This window comes from Paraburkholderia sp. BCC1885, from assembly GCF_900996235.1.
Classification (GTDB): Bacteria; Pseudomonadota; Gammaproteobacteria; order Burkholderiales; family Burkholderiaceae; genus Paraburkholderia.
In genome coordinates this window covers 1-25,769 of sequence record NZ_CAAJGM010000229.1, presented here as the reverse complement: position 1 = coordinate 25,769, position 25,769 = coordinate 1, and the positions used below count along the sequence as shown (strand labels likewise).

General features: G+C 63.3%; 21 protein-coding genes and 2 pseudogenes. 18 read left to right on the top strand and 5 right to left on the bottom strand.

Annotated elements, in window-relative coordinates:
* Positions 1–125, top strand: a pseudogene (locus FQ755_RS27790) (IS630 family transposase); the annotation flags it as partial.
* Here the strand turns inward: FQ755_RS27790 and FQ755_RS27785 are convergent.
* Entirely contained in the window at positions 84–989 is a 906-nt protein-coding gene (locus FQ755_RS27785) for an NAD(P)/FAD-dependent oxidoreductase (RefSeq protein WP_144158352.1), read from the bottom strand. The pseudogene FQ755_RS27790 and the gene FQ755_RS27785 overlap by 42 nt on opposite strands.
* 292 nt (positions 990–1,281) lie before the next feature.
* On the opposite strand from FQ755_RS27785, the gene FQ755_RS27780 reads away from it, so the two are divergent.
* The 11 genes from FQ755_RS27780 (at position 1,282) to FQ755_RS27730 (ending at position 15,369) form a co-directional block, all read left to right on the top strand.
* The gene (locus FQ755_RS27780) at positions 1,282–2,904 is read left to right on the top strand and encodes a 6-hydroxynicotinate reductase (protein WP_144158349.1); all 1,623 of its coding nucleotides are present in this window, start codon (positions 1,282–1,284) and stop codon (positions 2,902–2,904) included.
* A gap of 5 nt (positions 2,905–2,909) precedes the next feature.
* Positions 2,910–3,881, top strand: a complete 972-nt coding sequence (locus FQ755_RS27775) for a UPF0280 family protein (protein ID WP_144158346.1) — start codon at positions 2,910–2,912, stop codon at positions 3,879–3,881.
* A complete protein-coding gene (locus FQ755_RS27770) occupies positions 3,857–4,447 on the top strand; it encodes an amino acid synthesis family protein (protein WP_144158343.1) in 591 nt (196 codons plus the stop codon). Before FQ755_RS27775 ends, FQ755_RS27770 begins: the two co-directional genes overlap by 25 nt.
* 88 nt (positions 4,448–4,535) lie before the next feature.
* The gene (locus FQ755_RS27765) at positions 4,536–5,120 is read left to right on the top strand and encodes an amino acid synthesis family protein (protein WP_144158340.1); all 585 of its coding nucleotides are present in this window, start codon (positions 4,536–4,538) and stop codon (positions 5,118–5,120) included.
* A 57-nt stretch (positions 5,121–5,177) separates the two neighbouring features.
* Positions 5,178–7,166 (top strand): ABC transporter permease, encoded by a 1,989-nt coding sequence (locus FQ755_RS27760; RefSeq protein WP_144158336.1) that lies wholly within the window; start codon positions 5,178–5,180, stop codon positions 7,164–7,166.
* Complete coding sequence (locus FQ755_RS27755; protein ID WP_144158333.1) at positions 7,163–7,972, top strand: ABC transporter ATP-binding protein; 810 nt, start codon at positions 7,163–7,165, stop codon at positions 7,970–7,972. The genes FQ755_RS27760 and FQ755_RS27755 overlap by 4 nt, the downstream gene beginning before the upstream one ends.
* Positions 7,969–8,682 (top strand): ABC transporter ATP-binding protein, encoded by a 714-nt coding sequence (locus FQ755_RS27750; RefSeq protein WP_144158330.1) that lies wholly within the window; start codon positions 7,969–7,971, stop codon positions 8,680–8,682. The genes FQ755_RS27755 and FQ755_RS27750 overlap by 4 nt, the downstream gene beginning before the upstream one ends.
* Positions 8,683–8,758: 76 nt before the next feature.
* Complete coding sequence (locus FQ755_RS27745) at positions 8,759–9,958, top strand: amidohydrolase family protein (RefSeq protein ID WP_144158328.1); 1,200 nt, start codon at positions 8,759–8,761, stop codon at positions 9,956–9,958.
* Between the two features lie 31 nt (positions 9,959–9,989).
* Positions 9,990–10,496, top strand: a complete 507-nt coding sequence (locus tag FQ755_RS27740; protein ID WP_144158326.1) for a (2Fe-2S)-binding protein — start codon at positions 9,990–9,992, stop codon at positions 10,494–10,496.
* A complete protein-coding gene (locus FQ755_RS27735) occupies positions 10,493–14,146 on the top strand; it encodes a molybdopterin cofactor-binding domain-containing protein (protein ID WP_144158324.1) in 3,654 nt (1,217 codons plus the stop codon). Before FQ755_RS27740 ends, FQ755_RS27735 begins: the two co-directional genes overlap by 4 nt.
* Before the next feature lie 14 nt (positions 14,147–14,160).
* Positions 14,161–15,369: an ABC transporter substrate-binding protein gene (locus tag FQ755_RS27730; RefSeq protein WP_144158322.1), complete on the top strand. Its 1,209-nt coding sequence runs from the start codon at positions 14,161–14,163 to the stop codon at positions 15,367–15,369.
* Between the two features lie 95 nt (positions 15,370–15,464).
* Here the strand turns inward: FQ755_RS27730 and FQ755_RS27725 are convergent, their stop codons facing one another.
* Positions 15,465–15,716, bottom strand: a complete 252-nt coding sequence (locus FQ755_RS27725) for a hypothetical protein (protein WP_144158320.1) — start codon at positions 15,714–15,716, stop codon at positions 15,465–15,467.
* Positions 15,717–15,885: 169 nt separating this feature from the next.
* Between FQ755_RS27725 and FQ755_RS27720 the strand changes: the two genes are divergently transcribed.
* From FQ755_RS27720 to FQ755_RS27700, 5 genes are all read left to right on the top strand, one after another.
* Positions 15,886–16,416: a DUF6496 domain-containing protein gene (locus FQ755_RS27720; RefSeq protein ID WP_144158318.1), complete on the top strand. Its 531-nt coding sequence runs from the start codon at positions 15,886–15,888 to the stop codon at positions 16,414–16,416.
* Between the two features lie 703 nt (positions 16,417–17,119).
* Positions 17,120–18,394: a NupC/NupG family nucleoside CNT transporter gene (locus FQ755_RS27715; protein WP_144158316.1), complete on the top strand. Its 1,275-nt coding sequence runs from the start codon at positions 17,120–17,122 to the stop codon at positions 18,392–18,394.
* Between the two features lie 75 nt (positions 18,395–18,469).
* Complete coding sequence (deoA, locus tag FQ755_RS27710; RefSeq protein WP_144158314.1) at positions 18,470–19,789, top strand: thymidine phosphorylase; 1,320 nt, start codon at positions 18,470–18,472, stop codon at positions 19,787–19,789.
* Positions 19,790–19,866: 77 nt separating this feature from the next.
* The gene (locus tag FQ755_RS27705) at positions 19,867–20,280 is read left to right on the top strand and encodes a cytidine deaminase (protein WP_144158312.1); all 414 of its coding nucleotides are present in this window, start codon (positions 19,867–19,869) and stop codon (positions 20,278–20,280) included.
* 23 nt (positions 20,281–20,303) lie between these two features.
* Positions 20,304–21,278, top strand: a complete 975-nt coding sequence (locus FQ755_RS27700) for a nucleoside hydrolase (RefSeq protein WP_144158310.1) — start codon at positions 20,304–20,306, stop codon at positions 21,276–21,278.
* A gap of 97 nt (positions 21,279–21,375) precedes the next feature.
* Here FQ755_RS27700 and FQ755_RS27695 read toward each other — a convergent pair whose 3' ends face one another.
* Positions 21,376–22,704 (bottom strand): aspartate aminotransferase family protein, encoded by a 1,329-nt coding sequence (locus tag FQ755_RS27695; protein WP_144158308.1) that lies wholly within the window; start codon positions 22,702–22,704, stop codon positions 21,376–21,378.
* Between the two features lie 221 nt (positions 22,705–22,925).
* Here FQ755_RS27695 and FQ755_RS27690 point away from each other — a divergent pair, with 221 nt between their 5' ends.
* Positions 22,926–24,335, top strand: a complete 1,410-nt coding sequence (locus FQ755_RS27690) for a PLP-dependent aminotransferase family protein (protein ID WP_144158306.1) — start codon at positions 22,926–22,928, stop codon at positions 24,333–24,335.
* Positions 24,336–24,342: 7 nt separating this feature from the next.
* Here FQ755_RS27690 and FQ755_RS27685 read toward each other — a convergent pair whose 3' ends face one another.
* Both FQ755_RS27685 and FQ755_RS27680 read right to left on the bottom strand, forming a co-directional pair.
* Entirely contained in the window at positions 24,343–24,957 is a 615-nt protein-coding gene (locus FQ755_RS27685) for a LysE family translocator (RefSeq protein WP_144158304.1), read from the bottom strand.
* 144 nt (positions 24,958–25,101) lie between these two features.
* Positions 25,102–25,659 (bottom strand): annotated as a pseudogene (locus FQ755_RS27680) (CBS domain-containing protein); the annotation flags it as partial.
* Between the last annotated feature and the right edge of the window lie 110 nt (positions 25,660–25,769).

Below are 25,769 nucleotides of genomic sequence, written 5' to 3'. Positions count from 1 at the left end.
GTATCGATCAATTCGTGTCCCACTACAACGAGAATTGCAAAGCGTTTACATGGACCGCTTCCGCTGACTCCATCCTCGCAAAGCTACAAAGACTTTGTACGCGAATCAGCGGAACGGAACACTAGCTGCTTGCGCTCGATTTCAAGGCCCCATTGCGCGATCGGACCGAGTTGCGGCGAAAGTCCGAAGAACACCAGCAGGTGATCGAGTTCGAGCGTGCGTGTCACGCCGTCGCCGCCGGTTACCTTGATGCGACGCAGCGCTTCATGATTGTCCTCGAAGCCGCTTACCTGACCGACCAGGCACTGCATGCGCAGTTCTTCACAAAGCGCGCGCATCTTCGCCACCGAGGCAGGTGCCGCGCGAAATTCGTCACGCCGGTGCAGGAGTGTCACGCTCTGCGCGATGTCGACGAGATTGAGCGCCCAATCCAGCGCGGAGTCACCGCCGCCGCAGATCACGAGGTCTTTGTCGCGGAACAGTTCGGGGTCGCGTACCCGGTAGAACAATTGCCGGCCGTGATATTTGTCGATGCCGGCGACTTTCAGTGAACGCGGTTGGAACGAACCGACGCCCGCTGCGATAAAAATGGTTTTGCTAATGAATTCCGTGCCTTTGCTGGTGCGCACGAAGAAACGCCGGTCCGGCAGACGCTCGACTATCTGCACTTCCTGGCCGAGATGAAACGTGGCGCCGAACGGCTCGATCTGCCTGAGCAGATTGTCCGCGAGTTGCTGGCCGGTGCAGACCGGCACGGCGGGAATGTCGTAGATGGGCTTGTCGGGATACAACTCGACACACTGGCCGCCGACGACCGGCAGCGAATCGATTACATGCGCCTTGATTTCCAGCAGACCGAGTTCGAACACCTGAAAAAGTCCGACCGGCCCTGCTCCGATGATCAATGCGTCGGTTTCGATGGGCGATGGCGGTTCGGTGCGGGTGTCCGGAGTATGGTGAGAGGCGGCTTGGTCAACAACTTCGTTCATGGGTTTCTCCTGCAGTCGGGTGAGTGAGGAACAACGGGGGAACGAGGGCTGGCGGCGCGCATATTGGCGCGCCGCAACATGACGGGCAACGAGTAAAAGACATTGCGCAGTCTATTTTGATCGAGTAGATTTCAATCATATTTGGTTTAGTGGATACTACACGAACGGTAAGTGACCGCAACATTTTTCAGAATGATATGTTTTGGGAGGTCACACGAATAGACCTTAAAACAAGGGCTATTTCGTCAGCCGGGTAGGGCCGATTGTAATGTCGTCGTATGGGAACCCCACCATGACAGAGCATACGAAGGTCGATTTCGGTGCAGACCGTGTCGATGGCGCAATCGCCTCGACGCCGGGTCCAACCGTGCTCGAAAAGGCGGCGCCGCGCAGCGAGCGGATGGCGGGCAACAAGATCGAATGCAATGCGTGTCCGGTGCTGTGCCAGATATCCGAAGGCCGTACCGGCGCGTGCGACCGTTATGCGAACTCGGACGGGCGGCTGATCCGGGTTGACCCTGTGGTGTTCGTGTCGCGTGCAATTCCAACCGGCGAACCTGGCGCTAATAGCAATAGCGGCGCGGCGGCCGCGATCGAATTTGGTGCATCCTCTGCGGCGGCGCGTGAATCTGAAGACCACGAGCGGGCGCTGTTCGTCACGGGAGTCGGTGCCTCCTCCACTTATCCTGACTACAAGCCCGCGCCGTTTATCGTCGCCTCGAAGCAGGATGGCGTCGACATGGTGACGGTCGTCACCGAGGGCATTTTCAGCTACTGCAGCTTCAAGGTAAAAATCGACACCGACCGTTTTCTCGGCCCGGAACAGTCGAATGTGCGCTGCCAGGGCGAGATTGTCGGCCACGTGAGCACCGCGGAATACGGCTCGCAGATGCTGAGCCTGGGTGGCGTGCATCATCTGACCGGCGGCAGCAGGAAAGAAGGCCGCGTGACCTGCGACATGATGCTGGCGCTCGGCAACAGGCAATCGGTGGAACTGGGCATCGACGGCGGCGCGAGCCTCGTCATCCGCGCGGGCGCGGCGCCGATCGTGGACGGCGTCGAAGAGCAGCGCATGCGGGTGGGCTGCGGCTCGGCCACAATCGGCATCTTCGCGAGACAATGGTTCGGCCATGTCGACGAAGTGGTGGTGGTGGACGATCACATCACCGGCGTGCTCACCGAGCATCAGGCCGGGCGCTGCCTCGGCATGACGCGCTCTGGTCTGAAGATTCGCGGCCGCAAGTCGACGCCGGGCCGCTATTTTCAGGTCGCCAATCCGGGTACCGGCTGGGGCGGCACCGATATTCAGGACCCGTTGGCCATCATCGAAGGATTCGATCCCAGCGTGGCGCGGCCCGGCATGCGTTTGCTGATGGTGTCGACCACGGGCGAACATGCTCAGTGGTACGAACTAGATGCGAATCTGGTGCCGCGCGTGACGGAAATGCCGGCGACGGTGCGCCGCACGGTGGAGCGGATCGGCGAAAACTGCGAGCCGTCGCTCGCCACGGTGCTGTTTCTGGGCGGCGCGGGCGGCAGTTTGCGCGCCGGCGCGACCGAAAACCCGGTCCTGCTGACGCGCGCCATCAAGCGGCAGTTGGTGAACGTGACCTGTGGCGGCGCGCCGGCCTACGTCTGGCCCGGCGGCGGCATTACGGTGATGGTCGACGTGATGCGCATGCCGGAGCGTTCGTTCGGCACGGTGCCCACACCCGCCATCGTCGCACCGATCGAATTCAGCATGAGTTACGACGTCTATCGCGACCTGGGCGGCCATCTCGACGCGGTGCGTTCGCTGGAAAGCGTGCTGGCCAATGGCCCGGATCACGTCGAAGGGGCGCCTCTCGCGCGCCGCACGCTCGCGCGTCACCCTGACAACCCATGGCCGCTCGGCACGCCGCCGATGCTGGGATAACGCATATGAATGCGACCCGCGCCCAACTCGACGCCAACCGGTGGCACTGGCAGCATGGCCCGATTGATCTGATCATCGGCGCCGATGGCGAAGCTGCGGCGGTGCGGGACGCGCACGAGGCGTGCTGGCTGCGTTTCACCGGCGTGCTGGGCGAACTGGTCGCGGAGCTACCACGTCTGCGGCAACCAATCCGGCATGACGCGGTGAGCCATTCCTGCACGGGCGCTGTAGCGTGCCGCATGTGGGACGCCTGTTATCCGCACCGGGCGCGTTACATCACGCCCATGGCGGCGGTTGCCGGCAGCGTCGCGGACGAACTGATCGGCGCATTTGCGCGCGCTGGCGTGGCGCGCGCATTCATCAACAATGGCGGCGACATTGCGCTTTATCTTGGCGAAGGCCAGCAGTACCGTATTGGTGTATTCACCGATCTGGCGAAATTTGCGAGTCCAGGCGAGACCAATGGCGTGCCACTCGATGCTAACCTGACGCTAGACGCGGCCTCGCCAGTGCGCGGGGTCGCTACCAGCGGCTGGCGTGGCCGCAGTTTCAGTCTGGGTATCGCGGACAGCGTGACCGTGCTGGCGCGCAACGCCGCTGCCGCCGACGCCGCCGCAACGATGATTGCCAATGCGGTAGATTTGCAGCACGCGGATATTGTGCGGCGGCCAGCCTCGTCGCTAAAGGATGACAGCGATCTCGGCGACCTGCTGGTGACGGTCGGCGTGCCGCCGTTGCCGTCAGCGCTGATCGATATGGCGCTCGCGCGCGGCGTCGCTGAAGCGGCCCGTCTGCATGAACATGGTTTGATCGAAGGCGCGGCGTTGTTTCTGCAGCGCAGCGTGCGTGTGGTCGGCGTGGCCGAACCCTGCGCGGCGGCGCCGGTTGCAAGCAGTGGTCTGAGTCTGACGCGCGACACCCCGCGTCATACTGGTTACCCAACGGAGGTTCCGTGTTCGAAATACGCCGCGTGCTGACGCACGTCGAAGACATTTTTCACGAATTCGGTCCGGTGCCTGCGCATCCCCTGCGCAAGGGCGCGATTGCCGCGGTGATGAGCAATCCGTTCGCGGGCCGCTACGAGGCGGACATCCAGCACGCCATGGAGGCGCTCAAGCCGATCGGCGTCGAGATGGCGCAGCGGCTGCTTGCGGCCATGGCCGTGCCGCATGCGGCGATCGAAAGCTACGGCAAAGGCGCGATTGTCGGCGCGGCGGGCGAACTGGAGCATGGCGCGTTGTGGCATGTGCCGGGCGGATATGCCATGCGTGAGCTACTGGAAAAGAACGGAGTGCAAACTAATGCGATTGTGCCGTCCACCAAGAAAGTGGGCGCGCCATCCACGGCGCTCGATGTGCCGATGACCCATGTCAACGCGAGCTACGTGCGCAGCCACTTCGACGCGATCGAAGTTCGCGTGCCCGGTGCGCCGGCGGCGGACGAAGTGGTCTATATCCTCGTCATGAGCACCGGGCAGCGCGTGCATGCGCGCGTCGGCGGACTTGCGAAAGAGGCAATCGTGGGCAAGGACGGATTGCGCTAATTGCGCGGCAGGTTCGACACGGACATACGGAACGCAACGGCAATAGCAACAGCGGCAACACGCAGCGAACCCATACACGGAGAGCGAAATGGCAATCAGGCTTCGCAAGCTGGTCGTTCAGGTGGACGAAACACGCATTGAAATGGGCCAGACGATCGACCCGCCGGCACGCCGCGCGGTTGCCGTCGCGGTGATCGAAAACCCCTATGCGGGCCGCTTCGAGCCAAAACTGGATGCGCTGATCGAGGCCGGCGAAGAACTCGGCGCGCTGCTCGGCAAGAAATGCGTCGAGGCGCTGGGCATCGCGCCCGGTGAAGCGCACAGTTACGGCAAGGCTGCGATTGTCGGCGAAGCGGGCGAACTGGAACACGCAGCCGCTATCCTGCATCCGAAGCTCGGCGCGCCGCTGCGCGTGGCGGTGGAAAAGGGCGCCGCGCTGGTGCCGTCGGCGAAAAAGATGGGCACGCTCGGCACGGCGATTGACGTACCGCTTGGCCATAAAGATGCCGCCTTCGTGCGCAGCCATTTCGACGCCATCGAAGCCCGCGTCGCCGATGCGCCGCGCGCCAACGAGATCGTGGTGGCGGTCGCGGTGACGGCGTCGGGCCGGCCGCTCGCGCGCATCGGCGGATTGCAGGCGAGCGAAATCAAAGGCGAAGATGGTTTGCGCTGAATATTTTCGCTGGTAGTGTCCTGCGCATTGGATGGTTGCACGCCGCTGAGGATTACGATGCTTTCGAATCTGCTGGTACAACTGGTCAACGGACTCGCCGACGCGTCGACGCTGTTTCTCGTCGCTGCCGGGCTGTCGTTGATCTTCGGCGTTACGCGCATCGTCAACTTCGCGCATGGTTCGTTCTATATGGTCGGCATTTACGTCGCCTACAGCATCGCGAGCCGCTTTGGCCACACCACGGGCGGCTTCTGGCTCTCCGTGCTGGCCGCCGCGCTGGTGGTCGCGGTGCTTGGCGCGCTGGTCGAAATGATCGTGTTGCGGCGTATTTATCAGGCTCCCGAACTGTTTCATCTGCTCGCTACTTTCGCGCTGGTGCTGATTTTCCGCGACGCCGCGCTGTGGTTATGGGGTCCCGAGGATCTGTTCGGACCGCGCGCGCCGCATCTGGCCGGTGCGGTCGATCTGCTGGGGCATCCCTTGCCGACCTACGATATCGCGCTGATCGTGATCGGTCCGCTGGTGCTGTTGCTGCTCTGGTACGGCCTCACGCGCACGCGTTGGGGCACGCTGGTGCGTGCGGCGACGCAGGATCGCGAGATGCTCGGCGCGCTCGGTATCAACCAGGCGTGGCTATTTACCGGCGTGTTTTTCGTCGGCGCGTTTCTGGCGGGGCTCGGTGGCGCATTGCAGGGGCCGCGCATGTCGGCGAACCTGTCGCTCGATCTGGAGACCATCGGCAATGCATTCGTCGTGGTGGTTGTCGGTGGCATGGGTTCGATTCCCGGCGCTTTCGTCGCCGCGCTGCTGATTGCCGAGATCAAGGCACTGTGCATCGGCATCGGACATGTATCGATTGGCGGGATCGATTTCTCATTGAGCCGCTTCACGCTCGTGGCGGAATTTGTCGTGATGGCCGTGGTGCTCGTCGTTCGGCCCTGGGGCCTGTTCGGGCGTGCGAGTGCGGCGGTGCGCGGCATGGCCGCGCCGGACACGCCGCTGCGATCCGGCGGCAAGCGCCTGAACTGGCTTGCGGCGGTCGTGCTGGCCGTGCTGGTGCTCGCGCCGCTGGCTGCGGGCGCGTTTCCGTATATGCCCATCCTGCTGGTCGAAATTCTGATTGCGGTGCTGTTTGCCACCAGCCTGCACTTCATCATGGGACCGGGCGGCATGCATTCGTTCGGCCATGCCGCGTATTTTGGCCTCGGCGCTTATGGCGCCGCGCTTTTTCTCAAAGTCCTGAATCTGCCGATGGAAGCCGCCCTGTTGTTGGGGCCATTGCTTGCTCTCGGCGGCGCACTGGTGTTCGGCTGGTTCTGCGTGCGGCTCTCCGGCGTTTATCTGGCCATGCTGACGCTGGCGTTCGCGCAGATCGTCTGGTCTGTCGTGTTTCAATGGGACGACGTGACGGGCGGCAGTAACGGCGTGCTGGGATTGTGGCCGTCGAACTGGCTGTCCTCGCCGGTGGCCTATTACTACCTGACGCTTGTGTGCGTGGCTGTGTGTGTCTGGCTGCTACGGCGCATGCTGTTTTCTCCGCTGGGTTATGCGATGCGAGCCGCGCGCGATTCCGGCTTGCGTGCGGAAGCAATCGGGATCGACGTAAAACGTGTGCAGTGGGCCGCATTTGTGATTGCGTCGGTATTTTGCGGCCTTGCGGGTTCGCTGTATGCCTTCTCCAAAGGCACGATTTCGCCGGAAGTCATCAGCGTGAGCCGTTCCGTCGACGGACTCGTGATGGTGCTGCTCGGCGGCCTGCAGACGCTGACCGGCCCGATCGTCGGCGCCGCGGTGTTCACGTGGCTGCAAGACACGGTCGCGCGTCAGACCGATTACTGGCAGGCATTGCTCGGTCTCGCCATCCTGTTGCTGGTGATCGCGTTCCCGCAGGGCATCGTGGGGTTTATCCGCGACCGCTTCGGCGACGATACTGTCACCACGGACAACGATCCGGCCAAGGCTGCCTGCGCATCAGAGCGCAGCAATGCCGCCACGGTGCCGGCGCCCTCTCCTTCGCAAGCCGCCGCGATGAAGGAGGGCCTATGAGCCTTCTACGTGTTGCGGGTTTGTCGAAATCGTTCGGTGGCCTAAAGGCTGTCGACGATGTCTCGTTCGATCTCGAAGCCGGTCAATTGCTCGCGCTGCTGGGCCCGAACGGGGCGGGCAAATCGACCTGTTTCAACATGGTCAACGGGCAGCTTCGGCCATCGTCCGGCTCGATCCGGCTCGACGGCCACGAACTGGTCGGCATGCGGCCGCGCGATATCTGGCGGCTCGGCGTAGGCCGCACGTTCCAGATCGCCGCCACTTTCAATTCGATGACCGTGCTCGAAAACGTGCAGATGGCGCTGGTGTCGCGCGAACGCAAACTGTTCGGTCTGTGGAAGCCGGCCGCATCGTGGTACGCGGATGAGGCGTACACCCTGCTTGAACAGGTCGGCATGGCGGCGGATGCGAAGCGTGCCTGCGGCGTGCTGGCTTATGGCGACGTCAAGCGTGTCGAACTCGCCATCGCCATGGCGAACCGTCCAAAGCTGCTATTGATGGACGAGCCCACGGCGGGCATGGCGCCGAAGGAGCGCAACGACCTGATGGCGCTGACTAAGCGGCTCGTGACGGAGCACAAGATCGGCGTGCTGTTCACCGAACACAGCATGGACGTGGTGTTCGCCTTCGCCGACCGCATGATCGTATTGGCGCGCGGCAAGCTGATTGCCGAAGGCAGCGCGGAAACGATCCGCAACGACACACGCGTGCAGGAAGTGTATTTCGGCACCGGCAAGACGTTTCAGGCGCATGCGGCGCTCGGTCGTCGGGATGGCCACGCGGACCATCAAGGGGCGTTGCAATGAGCGAGCCGCTGCTGAAAGTCTCCGGTCTCAACGCGTTTTATGGCCGCGCGCATATTCTGTTCGACGTCGGCCTCGAAGTAGGGCGTGGCGAAGTGGTGGCGCTGATGGGCCGCAACGGAGCGGGCAAATCCACCACCATGAAAGCGGTGATGGGCCTGTTGCCGCGCCGCCAGGGCGAGGTGCGGTTTCGCGGCGCGGACATCGCGACGCTGCCGCCGTATCGAATCGCCCGCATGGGCATGGGTTTCGTGCCGGAAGACCGCCGCGTGTTCTCCGATCTCACGGTAATGGAGAACCTCGACGCGGGCCGTCAGGCGCCGCGTGAAGGGGCGCCGCAATGGACCCCGGAAAAGCTGTTTCGCCTGTTTCCGAATCTCGGCGAAATGCCCAGACGTCCGGGTGGCCAGATGAGCGGAGGCGAACAGCAGATGCTGACCGTTTCGCGCACGCTGATGGGCAATCCCTATCTGGTGTTGCTCGACGAACCGTCGGAAGGCGTCGCCCCGGTGATCGTCGAGCAGATGGCGAACATGATTCTCGAACTCAAGCGCGAAGGCTTATCCATTCTGTTGTCCGAACAGAACCTGCATTTCGCCGAGCTGGTCAGCGACCGCGCCTATGTCCTCGAAAAAGGACAGATTCGCTTTAGCGGCTCGATCGGCGAACTCGCGAAGAACGAAACAGTCAGGCGCGCTTATCTGAGCGTCTGATTCCTGCGGTGCAATGCCGTTGCGCAGCGTGTGCGCGGGCGCTTGCATCGGGTAGTCGTTGCGAAAGGAGAAGCAGATGGCAGCAGAGACGTTGACAGGGTTATCGGGAAAGGTCGTGGTAACGAACATCGGCCTGCTGTTATCCGGCGACATCGACAAGCCTATTCTCGACGCGGACACGCTGGTGATCGACGATGGCGTGATCGTCGCGGTGGGCAAGGAGAAAGATTGCGACCTCGAAGGCGCGCGCACCACGATCGATTGCAAAGGCACGACGGTGGCGCCGGGCCTGATCGACTCGCACGTGCATCCGGTCTTTGGCGACTGGACGCCGCGCCAGAACCAGATGGGCTGGATCGAATCGAATCTGAACGGCGGCGTGACGACGATGATCTCCGCCGGCGAAGTACATTTGCCAGGCCGTCCTAAGGATATCGTCGGCGTGAAGGCGCTGGCGATTACAGCGCAACGGTCTTTCGAAGGCATGCGCGGCGCGGGTGTCGGCGGCGGCGTGAAAGTGCTGGCCGGTGCGCCTGTGATCGAAAAGGGCATGGTCGAGGAGGATTTCAGGGAATTGTCGGAAGCGGGTGTGAAGCTGCTGGGCGAAGTAGGGCTCGGCAGCGTGAAGGCCGGTGAAGAAGCCGGTCAGATGGTTGCCTGGGCGCGCAAATACGGCATTCAGAGCACAATCCACACCGGCGGGCCGTCGATTCCCGGCTCGGGGTTGATCGACAAAGACGTGGTGCTCGCGGCGGATGCGGATGTGATCGGCCACATCAACGGCGGCCACACGTCGCTGTCCTATCGCCATGTCTGCGACTTGTGCGAGCAATCCACGCGGGCGCTGGAAATCGTCCATAACGGCAACGAACGTATCGCGTTGCTGACCGCGCGTCACGCCATTGAACTCAAATGCCCGCACCGTATCATCCTCGGCACGGACAGTCCCGCGGGCTCGGGCGTGCAACCGCTCGGCATTCTGCGGATGATCGCGTTGATCTCGAGTCTCGCCGACGTCCCCGCGGAAATCGCCTTTTGCTTCGCGACCGGCAACACGGCGCGACAGCGCGATCTGCGTCAAGGCCTGATTGAAACGGGTCGTCCGGCGGATCTCGTGTTCATGGATCGCGCGCAGCATACGGCGGCCAGCACGTTGCTCGAAAGCGTGCAGTTGGGCGATATCCCCGGGGTGGGCATGGTGATGATCGATGGCCTGATTCGTTGCCGGCGCAGCCGCAACACGCCGCCGGCCACCGAAGTGCCGGTGGTCGTTTGAACGCGCGCCGCCACTTGCCGGCGTTGCGGCCATGAACCGTCCCGTGGACCTCACGCTCGACGTCAATGGTGCGACGCACGTCGTCAGCGCCGGCATCGACACGCCGCTGCTTTATCTGCTGCGCAACGACCTGGCATTGAACGGCCCGAAGTTCGGCTGCGGCCTCGGCGAGTGCGGCGCCTGCACGGTGCTGCTCGACGGCACGCCGACGCGCTCGTGCGTGACCACCGCACGCGTGGCGTTGGGACATGAAATCACCACACTTGAAGGACTCGGAACGCGCGCCGCGCCGCATCCGGTGCAGCAGGCGTTTATCGAAGAACAGGCCGCGCAGTGCGGCTACTGCCTGAACGGCATGATCATGACCGCGAAAGCGCTGCTCGAGCGCGACCCTCATCCCAGTGACGACACGATTCGCCGCGAGTTGTCGCGCAATCTGTGCCGTTGCGGCACGCACGTCGAGATTCTGCGCGCCGTGCATCGCGCCGCCGAATTGCTGGCCGCGCGTCGCCGCGAGTCGGAAGGAGCGCGCGTATGACCGGGCCGGACGTCAGCGTCGAGCGTCAGCCGCTTTCGCGCCAGCAACTCGAGGACGCGCAGAATGTGCTGATCGTCGTGCGGCCGCCGCAGACGCCGGTCAAGCCGGCGCCGGGGCAGCCGGGCTCGCGTTCATCATACGTGCCGGCCGTGGCGGACGTGTTTCTCGTGGTGCGCGGCGACGGCAGCGTGCTGGCGTTCAACGGACACGTCGACCTCGGCACGGGCATCGGCACCGCGCTCGCGCAGATCGTCGCAGAAGAACTGGATGTGCCGCTCACGCGTGTGTCGATGGTGCTGGGTCATACCACCGAGGTGCCGAACCAGGGTCCGACGATTGCAAGCGCAACCATCCAGATTTCCGCCGTGCCGTTGCGCTTTGCCGCAGCGCAGGCGCGGCAGTTCCTCGTGCAGGAGGCAGCGGCGCGTTTGGGCGTCGGCAGCGACACGCTCGACGTGCGCGACGGTATCGTGCATCGCCGTGGCGAAGCGGTGACGCAAGGCATCGGCTATGGCGAGCTGATCGCGGGACGGCGCATTGAATTGACGCTATCGACAGATACGCCTGTCAAGGCGCCGTCGGATTACCGGATTGTCGGCAAGAGCACGGCGCGAGTCGATATTCCCGCCAAGGCCACCGGCGAGCTGATGTTCGTGCATGACCTGCGCGTGCCGGGGATGCTGCATGGCCGCGTGGTGCGGCCTCCCTATGCGGGCGTGGCGCAAGGCGATTTCATTGGCAATAGCCTGCTGCACGTCGATGAGGATTCGTTGCGCGACCTGCCTGGTATCGTCAAGGTGGTGGTGATCCGCGATTTCATCGGCATCGTGGCGGAGCGCGAGGAGGTGGCGCAGCAGGCCGCCAAACGCCTCGATGTGCAGTGGAAAAGTGTGGAAGGGCTGCCGCCGCTCGAAACCAGCGGCGAGGTGGAAGCCGCCTTGCGGGCTAATCCCGCGAAACGCCGCGATCTGGTGATCGAAGGCGATGTCGACGCCGCGCTCGCAGAAGGCGGCAACACGCTCGATCGCACTTACGTGTGGCCGTTTCAGATGCACGCGTCGATCGGGCCGTCGTGCGCGGTGGCCGACTATCGTGACGGCGCGCTGAAGGTCTGGTCCGGCACGCAGAATCCGCATTCGCTGCGGGCGGATCTGGCTCTGCTGCTGACACTCGACGAAGCCCGCATCGAAGTGGTCCGTATGGAAGCCGCCGGATGCTACGGCCGCAACTGCGCCGATGACGTGGTCGCGGATGCTGCGCTGCTCTCGCGCGCAGTCGGCAAACCGGTGCGTGTGCAGCTATCGCGCGAAGACGAACACAAGTGGGAACCGAAAGGCGCGGCGCAACTGATGGACGTGCGCGGCGCGGTGGACGCAAACGGTCAACTGACAGGCTACGATTTCGCTACCCGTTACCCCTCGAACGACGCGCCGACGCTAGCCTTGCTGCTGACCGGCGCGATTGCGCCGCAGCCGCAGGTGTTCGAAATGGGCGACCGCACGGCCGTGCCGCCGTACAACTACCAGACCATGCGGATCGTTTGCGACGACACTGCGCCGATTGTCCGCGCCTCGTGGTTGCGTGGCGTGTCCGCGTTGCCCAATACGTTTGCGCACGAATCGTTCATCGATGAACTGGCCGAGCAGGCGGGTGTCGATCCTGTCGAGTTTCGCCTGCAGCATCTGACCGATCCGCGCGCGATCGAACTGGTCAACGCAGTAGCGGCCAAGGCCGGCTGGCAGCCGCGCAGTGTCGTGCGCCATGTCGTGCGAGAGGAAGAGCGGGAAGAGAAACCCGAAGGCGACATCGCACGCGGCAGAGGCTTTGCCTATGCGCGCTACGTGCATAGCAAATTCCCCGGCTTCGGCGCAGCATGGGCCGCCTGGGTGGCCGACATCGAAGTGAACCGCAAGAGCGGCGAGCTTGCCGTCACGCGCGTGGTGGTCGGTCAGGATACCGGCACGATGGTCAATCCGGATGGCGTGCGTCATCAGATTCACGGCAATGTGATCCAGGCGACCAGCCGCGCATTGAAAGAGCGCGTGACGTTCGGCGACAACGCGGTGACGAGCCAGGAGTGGGGCGCTTATCCGATCCTGACGTTCCGCGAAGTGCCGGTCATCGAAGTGGTGATGATGCCGCGCCACGGCGAGCCGCCCATGGGCACCGGCGAGTCGGCCTCGCTGCCGGGCGCGGCGGCGATTGCCAACGCGCTTTTCGATGCGACCGGCGTGCGCTTTCGCCGCCCACCCTTCACGCCGGAGGTGATCCGCGCGGCACTCGCGGATGGTCCAGCGCAGGAAGCTGCGGCTGCTGCCGCGCGCAGGAAAAAGCGCTGGCGTTTCGGTATCCTTAGCGCTTTGGTGGCCGGCACGGCGGGCTGGTTAAGCATGGCCTCGTTTGCGCCGCAGCCGATGGCGCCCATTACGCCGCCGCTCGCGTCATCGTTTGCACCTGAGCTGATTGCGCGCGGCAAGTTGCTCGCATCGCTAGGCGATTGCGCCGTCTGCCACACCGCGCATAACGGCGTGCCGAACACCGGCGGTCGCGCGCTCGACACGCCGTTCGGCACCATCTACACCACCAACATCACGCCCGACGGGCAGACCGGCATTGGCAACTGGTCGCTGGAAGCGTTCGTGCGCGCCATGCGCAAAGGCATTCATCGCGATGGACGGCACCTGTACCCCGTTTTCCCGTACACCTCGTTCAAGAACGTTTCGGATGACGATCTGAATGCGCTGTATGCCTACCTGATGTCGCAAACGCCGGTACGTGCGCGGCCGCCAGAAACGAAGCTGGCGTTTCCGTTCGGCGTGCGTCCCATGATGGCCGCATGGAATAGCCTGTTTCTGAAGCGCAATGCCTTCACGCAGGATGCGACACAAACCGCGCAATGGAATCGCGGTGCGTATCTGGTCAATGGACTGGGTCATTGCAGCGCGTGCCATACGCCGCGCAATGTTCTAGGCGCCGAGAAAACCGGCAGGCAGTTTCTTGGCGGTGGCGTGGCGGAAGGCTGGGAAGCACCGGCCCTGACGACGCTTTCCAACGCGCCGGTGCCGTGGACCGAAGACGAGCTGTTCAGCTATTTGCGCTTCGGCCACGCGCCGCTGCACGGTGTGGCGGCTGGACCGATGGGACCGGTCGTCAGCGAGCTTGCCTCGTTGCCCGACACGGACATCCGCGCCATGGCGAACTATCTCGCCTCGCTCAACCCGGCCGGTCCGAATGCCGATCCGCAAGCCGTGGCGCGTGAATACGAACAAGCCAGCATGGCGACGCCGCTGGCTGCGGGTCCCGGCGCGCGGCTCTTCGATGGGGCCTGCGCCGCGTGTCATCACATCGGCGCCGGGCCGCAGCTATTCGGTGCGCATCCGTCGCTCGCGCTTAACACGAATCTGCATGGCGCGGCGCCAGATAACCTGATACGCGTCGTTCTGGACGGGATCGGCTCGCCTGCGCGGCCCGAACTCGGTACGATGCCGGCGTACCGCGACAGTTTCAACGACGCTCAGGTGAGCGAACTGGTGTCGTACCTGCGTCAGCAGTTTGCCGGCGGCAAGCCCGCATGGCAGGACGTCGAGGCGGCGGTGGCGCGCATTCGCGCCGAGCCGCGCGCTGATTTCGCATTCTCGCAATCCCACTGATAACGGAGAAAGGCATGACCACACGCGCAGGATGGATCTCACGTCTGACCGTCTCGTTGACACTCACGTTGACCGCATTCGGAGCCGCGGCCCAGGAGACGATCAAGATTGGCGAAATCAACAGCTATAAGGCGCAACCGGCCTTTCTCGGCCCTTATAAAAACGGCTGGAATCTCGCGCTCGACGAGGTGAACGCGTCGGGCGGCGTGCTGGGCAAGAAGCTCGAAGTGGTCTCGCGCGACGACAACGCCAATCCGGGCGACACGGTGCGCGTCGCGCAGGAACTGGTGACGGGTGAAGGCGTGCAGTTGCTGTTCGGCGGTTTCCTGTCGAATACGGGGCTGGCGCTCGCCGATTACGCCAAACAGCGGCATGTCTTTTTCCTCGCGGCCGAACCGCTGACCGACAAGATCGTGTGGGCCGACGGCAACAAATACACTTACCGTCTGCGGCCTTCCACGTACATGCAGGTGGCGATGCTGGTGCCGGAAGCACTCAAGCTGCATAAAAAGCGCTGGGCGCTGGTATATCCGAACTACGAGTACGGCCAGTCGGCGGTGGCGACTTTCAAGCGTCTGATGCAGGCCGCGCAGCCTGATATCGAGTTTGTTTCAGATCAGGCCACGCCGCTCGGCAATCTCGATGCCGGCGCGGTGACCCAGGCGATTGCCGACGCCAAGCCCGACGCGATTTTCAACGTGCTGTTCGGGGCGGATCTCGGCAAGTTCGTGCGTCAGGGCAATACGACGGGACTCTTCAAGGATCGCAGCGTGGTGTCGTTGCTGACGGGCGAGCCGGATTATCTCGACCCGCTCGGTGCCGAAGCGCCGACCGGCTGGGTCGTGACGGGCTACCCGTGGTATTCGATCGACACGGCGGCCAACAAGAAATTCGTCGATGCATATCAGGCGAAGTATCACGACTACCCGCGGCTGGGCTCGGTGGTGGGATATTCGGCCTTGATGTCGATTGCGGATGGCCTCAAGAAAGCCGGCTCCACTGATCCTGACAAACTCGCGGCCGCCTTCAAGGGCTTGAACGTCGCCACGCCGTTCGGGCCGATTTCGTACCGCCCGCAGGACAACCAGTCGACCATGGGCGCCTTCGTCGGCGTAACGGCGGTGAAGGACGGCAAGGGGGTGATGACGTCGTACCGCTATATCGACGGCGCGAGTGTGCAACCTTCGGACGCCGAAGTAAAGAAGCTGCGTCCGGCTGATTGACGGGCGTGAAGCGAATCTTTGAGCGGGCTAAACCGGCATGCGTCGTTTAGCCCGCTCGGCATCCGTTTTTATTCGCCCATGTTCGCCTGAATTCGCTATTCTTCCGCGTCGTGTTCGGCGACGAAGCGCCGCAAATAGGCCAGCACCGCCGCCTCCGCCGCGCGATGATCGGCGCAGCTTTTCGAGCCGGCGTTTTCCTCGTCGCCGAACAGCGTCGACGGCGCATTGTGCACATCCACTTCCTGTCCTTCGCGGAACATGCGAATCTCGTGGACGTCCTCGGCATATTCGGCAACCCAATGAATGCCTTCGATATGGGCGCCTGCGCGTACAGTGGGTATCTTCATGCGCTTCTCCTGGTTGGCCGGATAGCCGGATTACAGCAACGAATGGGCCCCGGCGCATGCCTGTAACCATACGCCGTCTCCGCCGATGCCGCACGGTTTGCGGGTATTCCTTCGATGGCACAGCGGTTGCTGCGTTCGTAGACGCCCACATCCAATCTGGAGGACTGTCATGCCTGAACATAAAACCATCCAGCGTGCCCACGCCGACAAGCGCGCCGGCAAAGCCGCGAGCACCCAGGCGGGAGAATTCGTCAAGGAAGAGGTCGATCGTGTGCGTGCAGGCAAGCACGGCGTGCGCTCGGCCAAGCAGGCGGTCGCAATCGGCCTGTCGAAGGCGCGCCGCGCCGGCGTAGACCTGAAGGCGCCGAAGAAGGGTACGACCAGCGGCGCGACGCGCAAGAAGGCCGCCAAGGATACCGCCGCGGGTCAGCATAAAACTGCGGCGCACGCGAGCAGCGCTGGCAACGGCGAATCGAAGACGAAGCGCGCCCGCGCGGCCACCGCGGCGCTCAAGCGCGAAAGCGGTAAGGGCGCGTCGAGCGCGGCGCTGTCGAAACAGACGAAAAGTGCGGCCGCACATCGGCCGGCCGCCAGCCGGTCGGCGGCAGCAAAGAAGGCGGCGACGACCAAGGGTGCGTCCGCCCGCTCCACGGCAGCAAAGAAGGCCGCTCATACGCGGGCTGCGCGATCGCATCACTGAGGCGCTTCGAACGCCTTATTACGCGGGCGGCGATGCAATATCGCCGCCCCCAAAGCGCTGTCGCCGCGACGCGGCTACTGCGCAACGTGGATGTGCTGCGCGTAAAAAATACAGAAGCCTGAGCATCCGTTCCCGCTATTCTGCATGCCCAAATCTCCTGAGCAGGCCTACATATGCCTCGCTCTGAAACCCGGCGCCCCACAAAAAACCGTGTACTTTGCTTTTTTGTTCATCTATAACCTGACCGTTAGGACAGGATTCGATGCTCGCACAAGCACACGGACATAGAAATGGCGGATGCGCGATGCATGCGCGAGCGCCTTTGCATTGCGGCATCTCAAAGAGATAAACTTGCGCGGCCATGAAGGCTGGACGCGAAGCACTTTGCATTGCACTATACGGGCAACCAATGGCGCATGCTGAAAAGCGCCGTCGGCCCATGCCCGGCACAATCAAACAAAAGAGAAAAGTGGAGGAAGATAGGTATGCGAAATAAATTCGCGACGGTTCATCCTGGGTTATCCAGTTCAGGCGCTTTTCAACCGCGCCGTCGCCGTCCAGAATGTTTTACACCCATCTTTAGGCGCGCCTTTTAAGCGGCCCGCGTGTCTTCGAGCCCGCTGTGCTGGAGAGACCGGTTTCACACCGCTAGTCCGCGAGGCAAATCTCCCGATCATCCTCATTCCAATAGAGCGAGTCACAGTTGGATATCGTACGCAGTCTGTTTGGCATGATCGTTCTGTTGCTGATCGCCTATGTGCTTTCGACCAATCGAAGCGGCATCCGTTTGCGCACGCTGATTCCGGCGCTCGCCGCGCAGATGGCGATTGGCGCGCTGGTGCTGTTCGTGCCGCTCGGCAGCGCGGCGCTTGCCGCTGCCGCACGCGGCGTCAATCATGTGCTGCAGATGGGCGACCGTGGCGTGTCGTTCATGTTCGGCGGTCTTGTCGACGACAAGATGTTCTCGCTATTCGGTGGCGGCGGTTTCGTGTTTGCGCTGCGCGTGCTGCCCATGATCATCTTTGTCACCGCGTTGATTGCGGTGCTGTATCACCTCGGCGTGATGAAGTGGATCATCAACGGCTTGGGCATCGTGTTCGAGAAGCTGCTCGGCGTGACTCGCGTCGAAGCCTGCTCGGCGGTGGCGACCATCTTTCTCGGTCAGAGCGAAATGCCGGCCTTCGTCAAGCCGTTCGTCAAGCAGATGAGCGGCGCCGAGCTGTTTGCGGTGATGTCGAGCGGCATGGCATCCGTGGCCGGGTCCGTGCTGGCGGGCTACGCGGGTCTCGGCGTCAATCTGGAGTATCTGTTGGCCGCCTCGTTCATGGCGATTCCCGGTGGTCTGCTATTTGCCAAGCTGATTTTCCCAACCACTGAGCCGAGCCGCGTCGTGCTGGAGGGACTTGATTTCGACGAGCGGCGCTCGGCCAACGTGATCGAAGCGGCGGCCTCGGGTGCATCCATCGGACTGCGAATCGCCATCAACGTGGGCGCCATGCTGATTGCCTTCATCGGCCTGATCGCTTTGTTGAATTCGGCGGTGAGCGGCATTGCCGGGCTGTTCGGGCATCCGCAGATCACGCTGCAGAGCCTGCTAGGCTGGGTGTTTGCGCCGTTGGCGTGGCTGATCGGCGTGCCTTGGCACGATGCGCCGCTAGCGGGCAACTTCATCGGCGAGAAGATGATCCTCAATGAATTCGTCGCGTATGTCGATCTGTCGCCGTACCTGAAGGGCGCGCGGTCGGTCGCGGCGGCCGGCTTGCAGGTGCTGGATCCGAAGACGCTGGCTATCGTGTCGTTTGCACTGTGCGGCTTTGCGAACTTCTCGTCGATTGCGATTCTCACGGGTGGCTTTAGCGCCGTCGCAGCCGAGCGTCGTTCGGAAGTGGCGCGCTATGGATTGCGCGTCGTCGCGGCGGCCACGTTATCGAATCTGATGAGCGCGGCGATTGCCGGCATTTTCCTGTCGGTGCATTGAGCGCGCATTGAAGGCACTGAGGGGCGCAGGCAGCAACGACGCTGCGGCGTCCTACCTTGGCTTGGGTGGATCATCATGTCGTTCACGCAGGAAATCATTCGCAGAAAGCGCGACGGGCAGCCGCTTGGCCGCGGCGAGATCGCGGAATTCGTGCAGGGCGTCGCCGATGGCAGCGTCAACGACGCGCAGATCGCCGCATTCGCAATGGCCGTGTACTTCAGCGACATGAATCTCGACGAGCGAGTCGCGTTGACGCTCGCGCAACGCGACTCGGGTCAGGTGCTGGCATGGCACGACTTCGATTTGCCCGGTCCGCTGATCGACAAGCATTCGACCGGCGGCGTGGGCGATCTCACGTCCTTATTGCTTGGTCCGATGGTGGCCGCGTGCGGCGCTTGCGTGCCGATGATCTCCGGACGCGGTCTGGGTCACACCGGCGGCACGCTCGACAAACTCGCGGCCATACCCGGCTACAACGTGGCGCCGGAGACCGCCGCGTTTCAGCGCATCGTGCGCGAGGTGGGCGTGGCGATCATCGGCCAGACGGCGCAACTCGCGCCTGCGGACAAGCGCATCTATGCGATCCGCGACGTGACGGCGACGGTGGAATCGGTGGCCTTGATCACGGCGTCGATCCTCTCGAAGAAACTCGCGGCCGGCCTGGCGGGATTGACGATGGACGTCAAGGTGGGTTCGGGCGCTTTCATGCCGAGCCACGAGAAGTCGCTGGAACTGGCGCGCAGCATCGTCGGCGTGGGCAACGGCGCCGGCATGAAAACGACCGCCGTGCTGACCGACATGAATCAGCCGCTGGCCCACTGCGCAGGCAATGCGCTGGAAATCCGCTGTGCCGTCGACTATCTCAACGGACGTAGCCGTCCGTCACGCCTGCACGAGGTCACCATGACGCTTGCCGCGCAGATGCTCGTGACAGGCGGCCTCGCCGACGATCCCGCGCAAGCCCGCAACAAACTGAATGTCGTGCTTGATTCAGGCGCGGCCGCGGAACGTTTCGCGCGAATGGTGCATGCATTGGGCGGTCCTGCGGATTTGCTCGAGACACCTGGGCGTTACCTTGGCGAAGCGCCGGTCGAACTGACGATTACCGCGCCGCGCGCGGGCTACGTGACGCGGATCGATTGCCGGGCGCTCGGCATGGCCGTGGTGGGACTGGGCGGCGGCAGGCGTCGTCCCGAAGACGGGATCGACTATCAGGCAGGTTTGACAGAACTCGCCGAACTCGGACAATACGTGGATGCGGATACGCCCCTGGCGCGCATTCATGCCAGGGATGAGTCCTCGGCGCGACACGCGGCCGACGCTATCCAGGCGGCATTTACGCTGGCGGACATTGCGGCAACCGTGCCGCCCACCGTATACGGTCTAATCGACTAACCGCGCGGAACCACGGCGCGATTGCATGAACGCAGCAAGCACACGTGAAATCCCGGGCGCGGTGCAAAGGAGAAATCGTGAACCACGAACAACTGATAGACGAAGCCCGCAAGGCGCGCGAATGTGCCTATGCGCCTTATTCTAAATTCCATGTCGGCGCCGCGCTGGAAGCAAACGACGGCACCGTTTTTCACGGTTGCAACGTCGAGAATGCCTCGTTCGGCCTGTGCAATTGTGCTGAACGCACGGCGTTTTTCAGTGCGTTGGCGGCGGGTTATCGTCCGGGACAGTTCAGGACGCTGGCTGTGATCGGTCAAACTGACGGCCCCATTGCGCCATGCGGCGCCTGCCGGCAGGTGATGATCGAACTCGGCTCGCCTAAACTCGAAGTAGTGCTAAGCAATCTGGATGGTCAGGTTGAGATAACCAGTGCCGCCGCGTTGCTGCCCGGCGCGTTTTATCTGGAACCCGGCGGCGCGTCGGCTGCATAAGCAAACAATGTGAGCATCCAATCATGCATAAGGTCATTTTCGACACGGACCCCGGCGTCGACGACTCGATGGCGCTCGTGTTTCAGACGTGCCATCCGGACATCGATCTGCTCGGCGTGACGTCCGTGTTCGGCAACGCGACGATCGAAACGACCACCCGCAATGCGCTTTATCTGGTTGAACGGTTTGCCGATCCCAAGGTTGTGGTTGCGCGGGGCGCAGGAAAACCGCTGCGCCGGTCGACACCCGAGCCGATTCCGCATATTCACGGCCACAACGGCCTTGGCGATATCGCGCTGCCCGATCTGGTGGACGAGGGCCGCGCGCGCCTCGACGAACGCTGCGCGCATCGCTTCATCATCGACACCATTCGCGCGCATCCACACGAGATCAATCTGATCGCCGTGGGGCCGATGACCAATCTCGCGCTGGCCTTGCAGGAAGACCCCGAGATCCAGCACCTCGTCAAACAGGTGATCATCATGGGTGGCGCGTTCGGCATCAACGGCGTGCTCGGCAATGTCAGCCCGTGCGCAGAGGCGAATATTTCCGCAGATCCGGATGCGGCCGATCAGGTATTCGCCGCCGCCTGGAAAGTCACTGCGGTGGGGCTGGATGTGACCCAAAAGGCCATCATGGATACCGCCTATCTCGATCGTATCCGTCAGCACGGTGGCGAAGTGGGGCAGTTTGTCTGGGACGTGTCGCGCCTCTACGAGCAGTTTCATATCGACAGCTCCGGCGTGCATGGCATCTACGTGCACGATTCGTCGGCGGTGGCGTATCTGGTCGCACCCGAGCTGTATCGGATCCGGCATGGGGCGGTGCGGGTGGTGGTGGAGGGGCTCGCGGTGGGGCAAACCATCCAGAAACCGGCAACCATGGGCGTGCCGGCGCCGGACTGGGACGAATCGACGAAGCAGGACGTATGCGTGGATGTCGACGTGGCGGGATTTCTAGAGCTGTACTTCGATACGATCGTCGGGACTGCTGCTTAAATAAAAAAGGCACGCTCGCCGTGAGCCTGCCTTTCGCCATGTTCCCACCTGCAACGGGCGGCAACGTCATTCCGCCGCCCGCGCATGTAGCAGGTCTTTACTGCACCGTAGCCAGCACGTCGCGCACCGTCTTGAAGATGTGCTGGATCTGTTCTTCATTGACGATCAGCGGCGGCGAAAAGGCGAGGATGTCGCCCGTAAAGCGCACCAGCACGCCCGCTTCGAAGCATTTGACGAACGCCTCGTAGGCGCGCGCGCCCGGGGCGCCATCGCGCGGCTCGAGTTCGATCCCGGCGACCATGCCGAGATTGCGGATGTCTTTCACATGCTTGGCGTCGCGTAGCGCGTGCGCGGTACTTTCGAATACCGGCGCGAGCGAAGCGGCCCGGGCGAACAGATCGTCGCGGCGATACAGATCGAGCGTGGCGATCGCCGCCGCAGCGGCAGCCGGGTGCGCCGAATACGTGTAGCCGTGAAACAGTTCGATGGCGCCTTGCGCGCCGTTATTGACGACGGTGTCGTGGATGGTGCGGCTGGCGGCCACCGCGCCCATCGGAATCGCGGCGTTGTTGATGGCCTTCGCCAGGGTCAGCAAATCAGGCGTGACGCCGAAATACTCGCTCGCCGTGGCTTTGCCGAGGCGCCCGAAGCCGGTAATCACTTCGTCGAAAATCAGCAGGATGCCGTGCTTCGTGCAGATCTCGCGCAGCTTCTGCAGATAACCCTGCGGCGGCACCAGCACGCCCGTCGAACCGGCCACCGGTTCGACGATCACCGCGGCGATCGTCGAGGCGTCGTGCAACGTGACGAGGCGTTCGAGTTCGTCCGCCAGATGCGCGCCCCACGCGGGCTGACCCTTCGAAAACGCGTTGTGTTCGAGGTTATGGGTGTGCGGCAGATGATCCACGGACGGCAGCAGCGCGCCGGAAAAGGTCTTGCGATTGGGCGCAATGCCGCCCACCGAAATGCCGCCGAAGCCCACCCCGTGATAACCGCGCTCACGGCCGATCAACCGCGTGCGCTGACCTTCGCCGCGCGCGCGGTGATAAGCCAGCGCGATCTTCAGCGCTGTATCCACCGATTCCGAACCCGAATTGGTGAAGAAAATCCGGTCGAGACCGGCCGGCATCAGTTCAGCCACCTTGCTTGCCGCTTCGAACGCGAGCGGGTGGCCCATCTGGAAGGTCGGCGCGAAGTCGAGCGTGGAAAGCTGCGCGGTGATCGCGGCGACGATTTCGTCGCGGCTATGACCCGCATTCACGCACCACAGGCCAGCACAGCCGTCGAGCACTTCGCGCCCGTCCGTCGTGCGGTAATACATGCCCTTGGCCGATTCCAGCAGGCGCGGCGCGGCCTTGAACTGGCGGTTGGCGGTAAAGGGCATCCAGAAAGACGACAGATCGTCGATGACGGGGCGCGAAGTCATGATTTCTCCTCGAGGTGGACCCCCGAGGGATCTTCCGTCGGGGCATAGCGAAACTGTAGCGTCTGAGGTTAAATGGCAGACATAAACAGTTGATGTACTGCGCTGCTAACTGTGCAGGCGAAGTTGCTGCGACTGTGCTGGTCGATTGCTGTTCTTGCGGATCCTTCAGCTTCCCTTCGTTTCCCTTAGCTTGCCATATTGGCCTGATTGCGTCTGCTGCCATGATAGAACTTGAACTGGAACGCGGCGGCCGCGCCGTGCCCACCCTCGTCGAGCAACTCGTGCAGGGTTTTGCGCGCGCCATCGAGTCGCAGTCGCTGCGCGCCGGCGCGCTGCTGCCGTCGGTGCGGCAACTGGCGGCAAGCCACGAACTGAGCACGTTTACTGTCACGGAGGCGTACAACCGGCTGGTTTCGATGGGACTCGTGATCGCCCGGCGCGGTTCGGGATATCGGGTGGCGGCGCGGCCCCAGACCGCGCGCACGAGCGCCACCGACTGGCAGCCGCCCAGCCTGACCGCGACGTGGCTGCTCTCCGACGTGTTCGCCGACCATTCGGTGCCGATCAAGGCCGGCGGCGGCTGGCTGCCGAACGAATGGATCAACGAAAGCGGCCTGCACCACGCGCTGCGGGCGATGAGCCGGGTGCCCGGTCCGCGTATGGGCGACTATGGTCATCCGTATGGTTTTGCGCCGCTGCGTGAAAGGATCGCCGGCCAACTGGACCGGCACGGCTTGCCGGTCGATGTGTCGAACGTGCTGCTGACGCAGGGCGCCACTCAGGGGCTCGATCTGATCGTGCGCACGCTGCTGCGGGCCGGCGACGTGGTGCTGGTCGAAGACCCCGGTTACTGCAATCTGCTGCAGATTCTCAAACTCGCGGGGCTGGTGGTGTACGGCGTGCCGCGCACGCCGGCCGGCTTCGACACGGAAGCGCTGGAGACGCTGGTGGCGGCGCATCGTCCTAAAGCCCTATTCGTCAACACGACGCTGCAGAATCCGACCGGCGCGACCTTCAGCATGGCCGCGGCTTTCCGCCTTCTGCAGATCGCGGAACGGGCGCGCATGTGGGTGATCGAGGACGACGTGAGCCGCGAACTCGCGCCGGCGGGCGCGCCGCTGTTTGCCGCCATGGAGGGCCTGCAGCGCGTGCTTTATGTGGGCGGCTTCTCGAAGACCATCACGCCGGGATTGCGCTGCGGCTACGTGGTGGCCGAGCGCGATGTGCTGCGCGAACTGGCGCGCACCAAGATGGCGGTGGGGCTGACATCGTCGGAGGCGATCGAGCGGATCGTCGACAAGGTGTTGCTCGAAGGGCACTATGCGCGTCACGTGGAGGACGTGAATCAGCGGCTCAAGGCCGCGCATGCCGTGGTGGAAGAGCGGCTCGATGGGCTGGGGCTGGAACTGTTTCACCGGCCGCGCGCGGGGCTATTCCTGTGGGCCCGTTTGCCCATTGCGCCCGAGCGCGCTGCGGAGGTGGCGACGGCCGCGCTCGCGCATGGCATCTGGCTCGCGCCCGGGTCCTATTTTCGCCCGGACGATGCCGCGAGCGCCTGGTTTCGCTTCAACGCGCCGTATTCGACGGACGACGCGTTGTGGCGCTTTATCGGGCAGGTGGGTGAAGCGTGATCAGTGATCAGCTCAGCAGGCGCGCCGCGATCGGATACAGCGTCGCGATCAGCAGCAAGGCCATGCCGATATTGAAGACGCGCAGACGTTTCGGGTCGGTGAGCACTTGCCGCATCGCCGTGCCGAAGCCGGCCCACAGCATGATGCACGGAAAGCCGACCACGTAGAACAGCACCGCCATCAGGAACACGTTGTGGCTGAAATTCTCGCTGACGTGGATGGTGGTGGCGGCGGTCAGCACCATCATCCAGGCTTTCGGATTGACCCACTGAAAAGCGGCGGCTTCGTAAAACTTCATGGGACGGCGCTCGCCGTTGCGCAACTTCATCTCGCCGGAAGTGCCGATTTTCCACGCCAGATACAGCAGATAGGCGACGCTGGCCGCTTCCAGCACCGTGTAGAGCACCGGGAAACGCTGGAATGCCTCGCCGAGTCCGAAGCCGACGGCCAGCATCAGCACCACCACGCCCGTGCTAATGCCGAGCAGATGCGGCAGGGTGCGGCGAAAGCCGAAATTGACGCCTGAGGCGAGCAACATGGTGTTGTTCGGCCCCGGCGTGATGCTGGTGACGAGCGCGAACAGAATGCCGGCTGGCAACGCGCTGAGCGAGACGAAAGACATGGGTGGCTCCGGTGTCGATGCTGTTTTTATGCAGTTTATCGACGCGGGCCGGTACAGTAACGGTACAGATAGCTTGATGGTGTCCGGTACAGATGGATGCGGGAATGGCGCGTCGAAACACGCGGACGGATCCGAAAACCCGTTTCACTCCGTCCCGCGCATCGGCGCAAAGCGGCGCTTGCCGCGTGAAGGCGTCAGGCGCCGGAACCGCTCCTGCTTGTGCTCCTCTTCGAAATGACTGAGCGATGGTTTGACCAGGTCGCTACGTGACACGATTCCCACGAGGCGCATCGTCTTCGGGTCGGCGACCGCCGGCAGTCGTTCGAGACCGTGCACGGCCAGTCGCGTTGCCACGAGCCGGCAGGTTTCGGACGGTAAGGCGAAGGCCACGTTTGTCTGGCTGAACAGGTCGAGGAGGGACATCGCGCGTTTGGTTTCTCCCTCTGCGCGGCCGAACGCTTCGAGAATCGTCCGGTCGGCCATGCCGATCACCACGCCATCGGCAACAACGGGATAGGCGCGATGCATCTGGCCGGCGCCAAAATATTTTTGCAGCGTCTCGTTGACCGTCATGCGGGCCTCGATCGATTCGACCGAGGCGGTCATCACTTCATCCACGTAGTGACGCTCCAGCGGATCGACCCCGTACTCGCGATAGATGTGATAGCCGCGCCGCGCGATTTTCTCGGTAAGCGGCTCACGTGGGCCGTTCGTCCACGCGCGTGCACGTGAGGCATGATGGTGATCCGGACTTGGACTGTCAGGTAGCGGGTGTCGGCGGACTGGCTGGCGTGTGCAGCTTGTCGGCCACG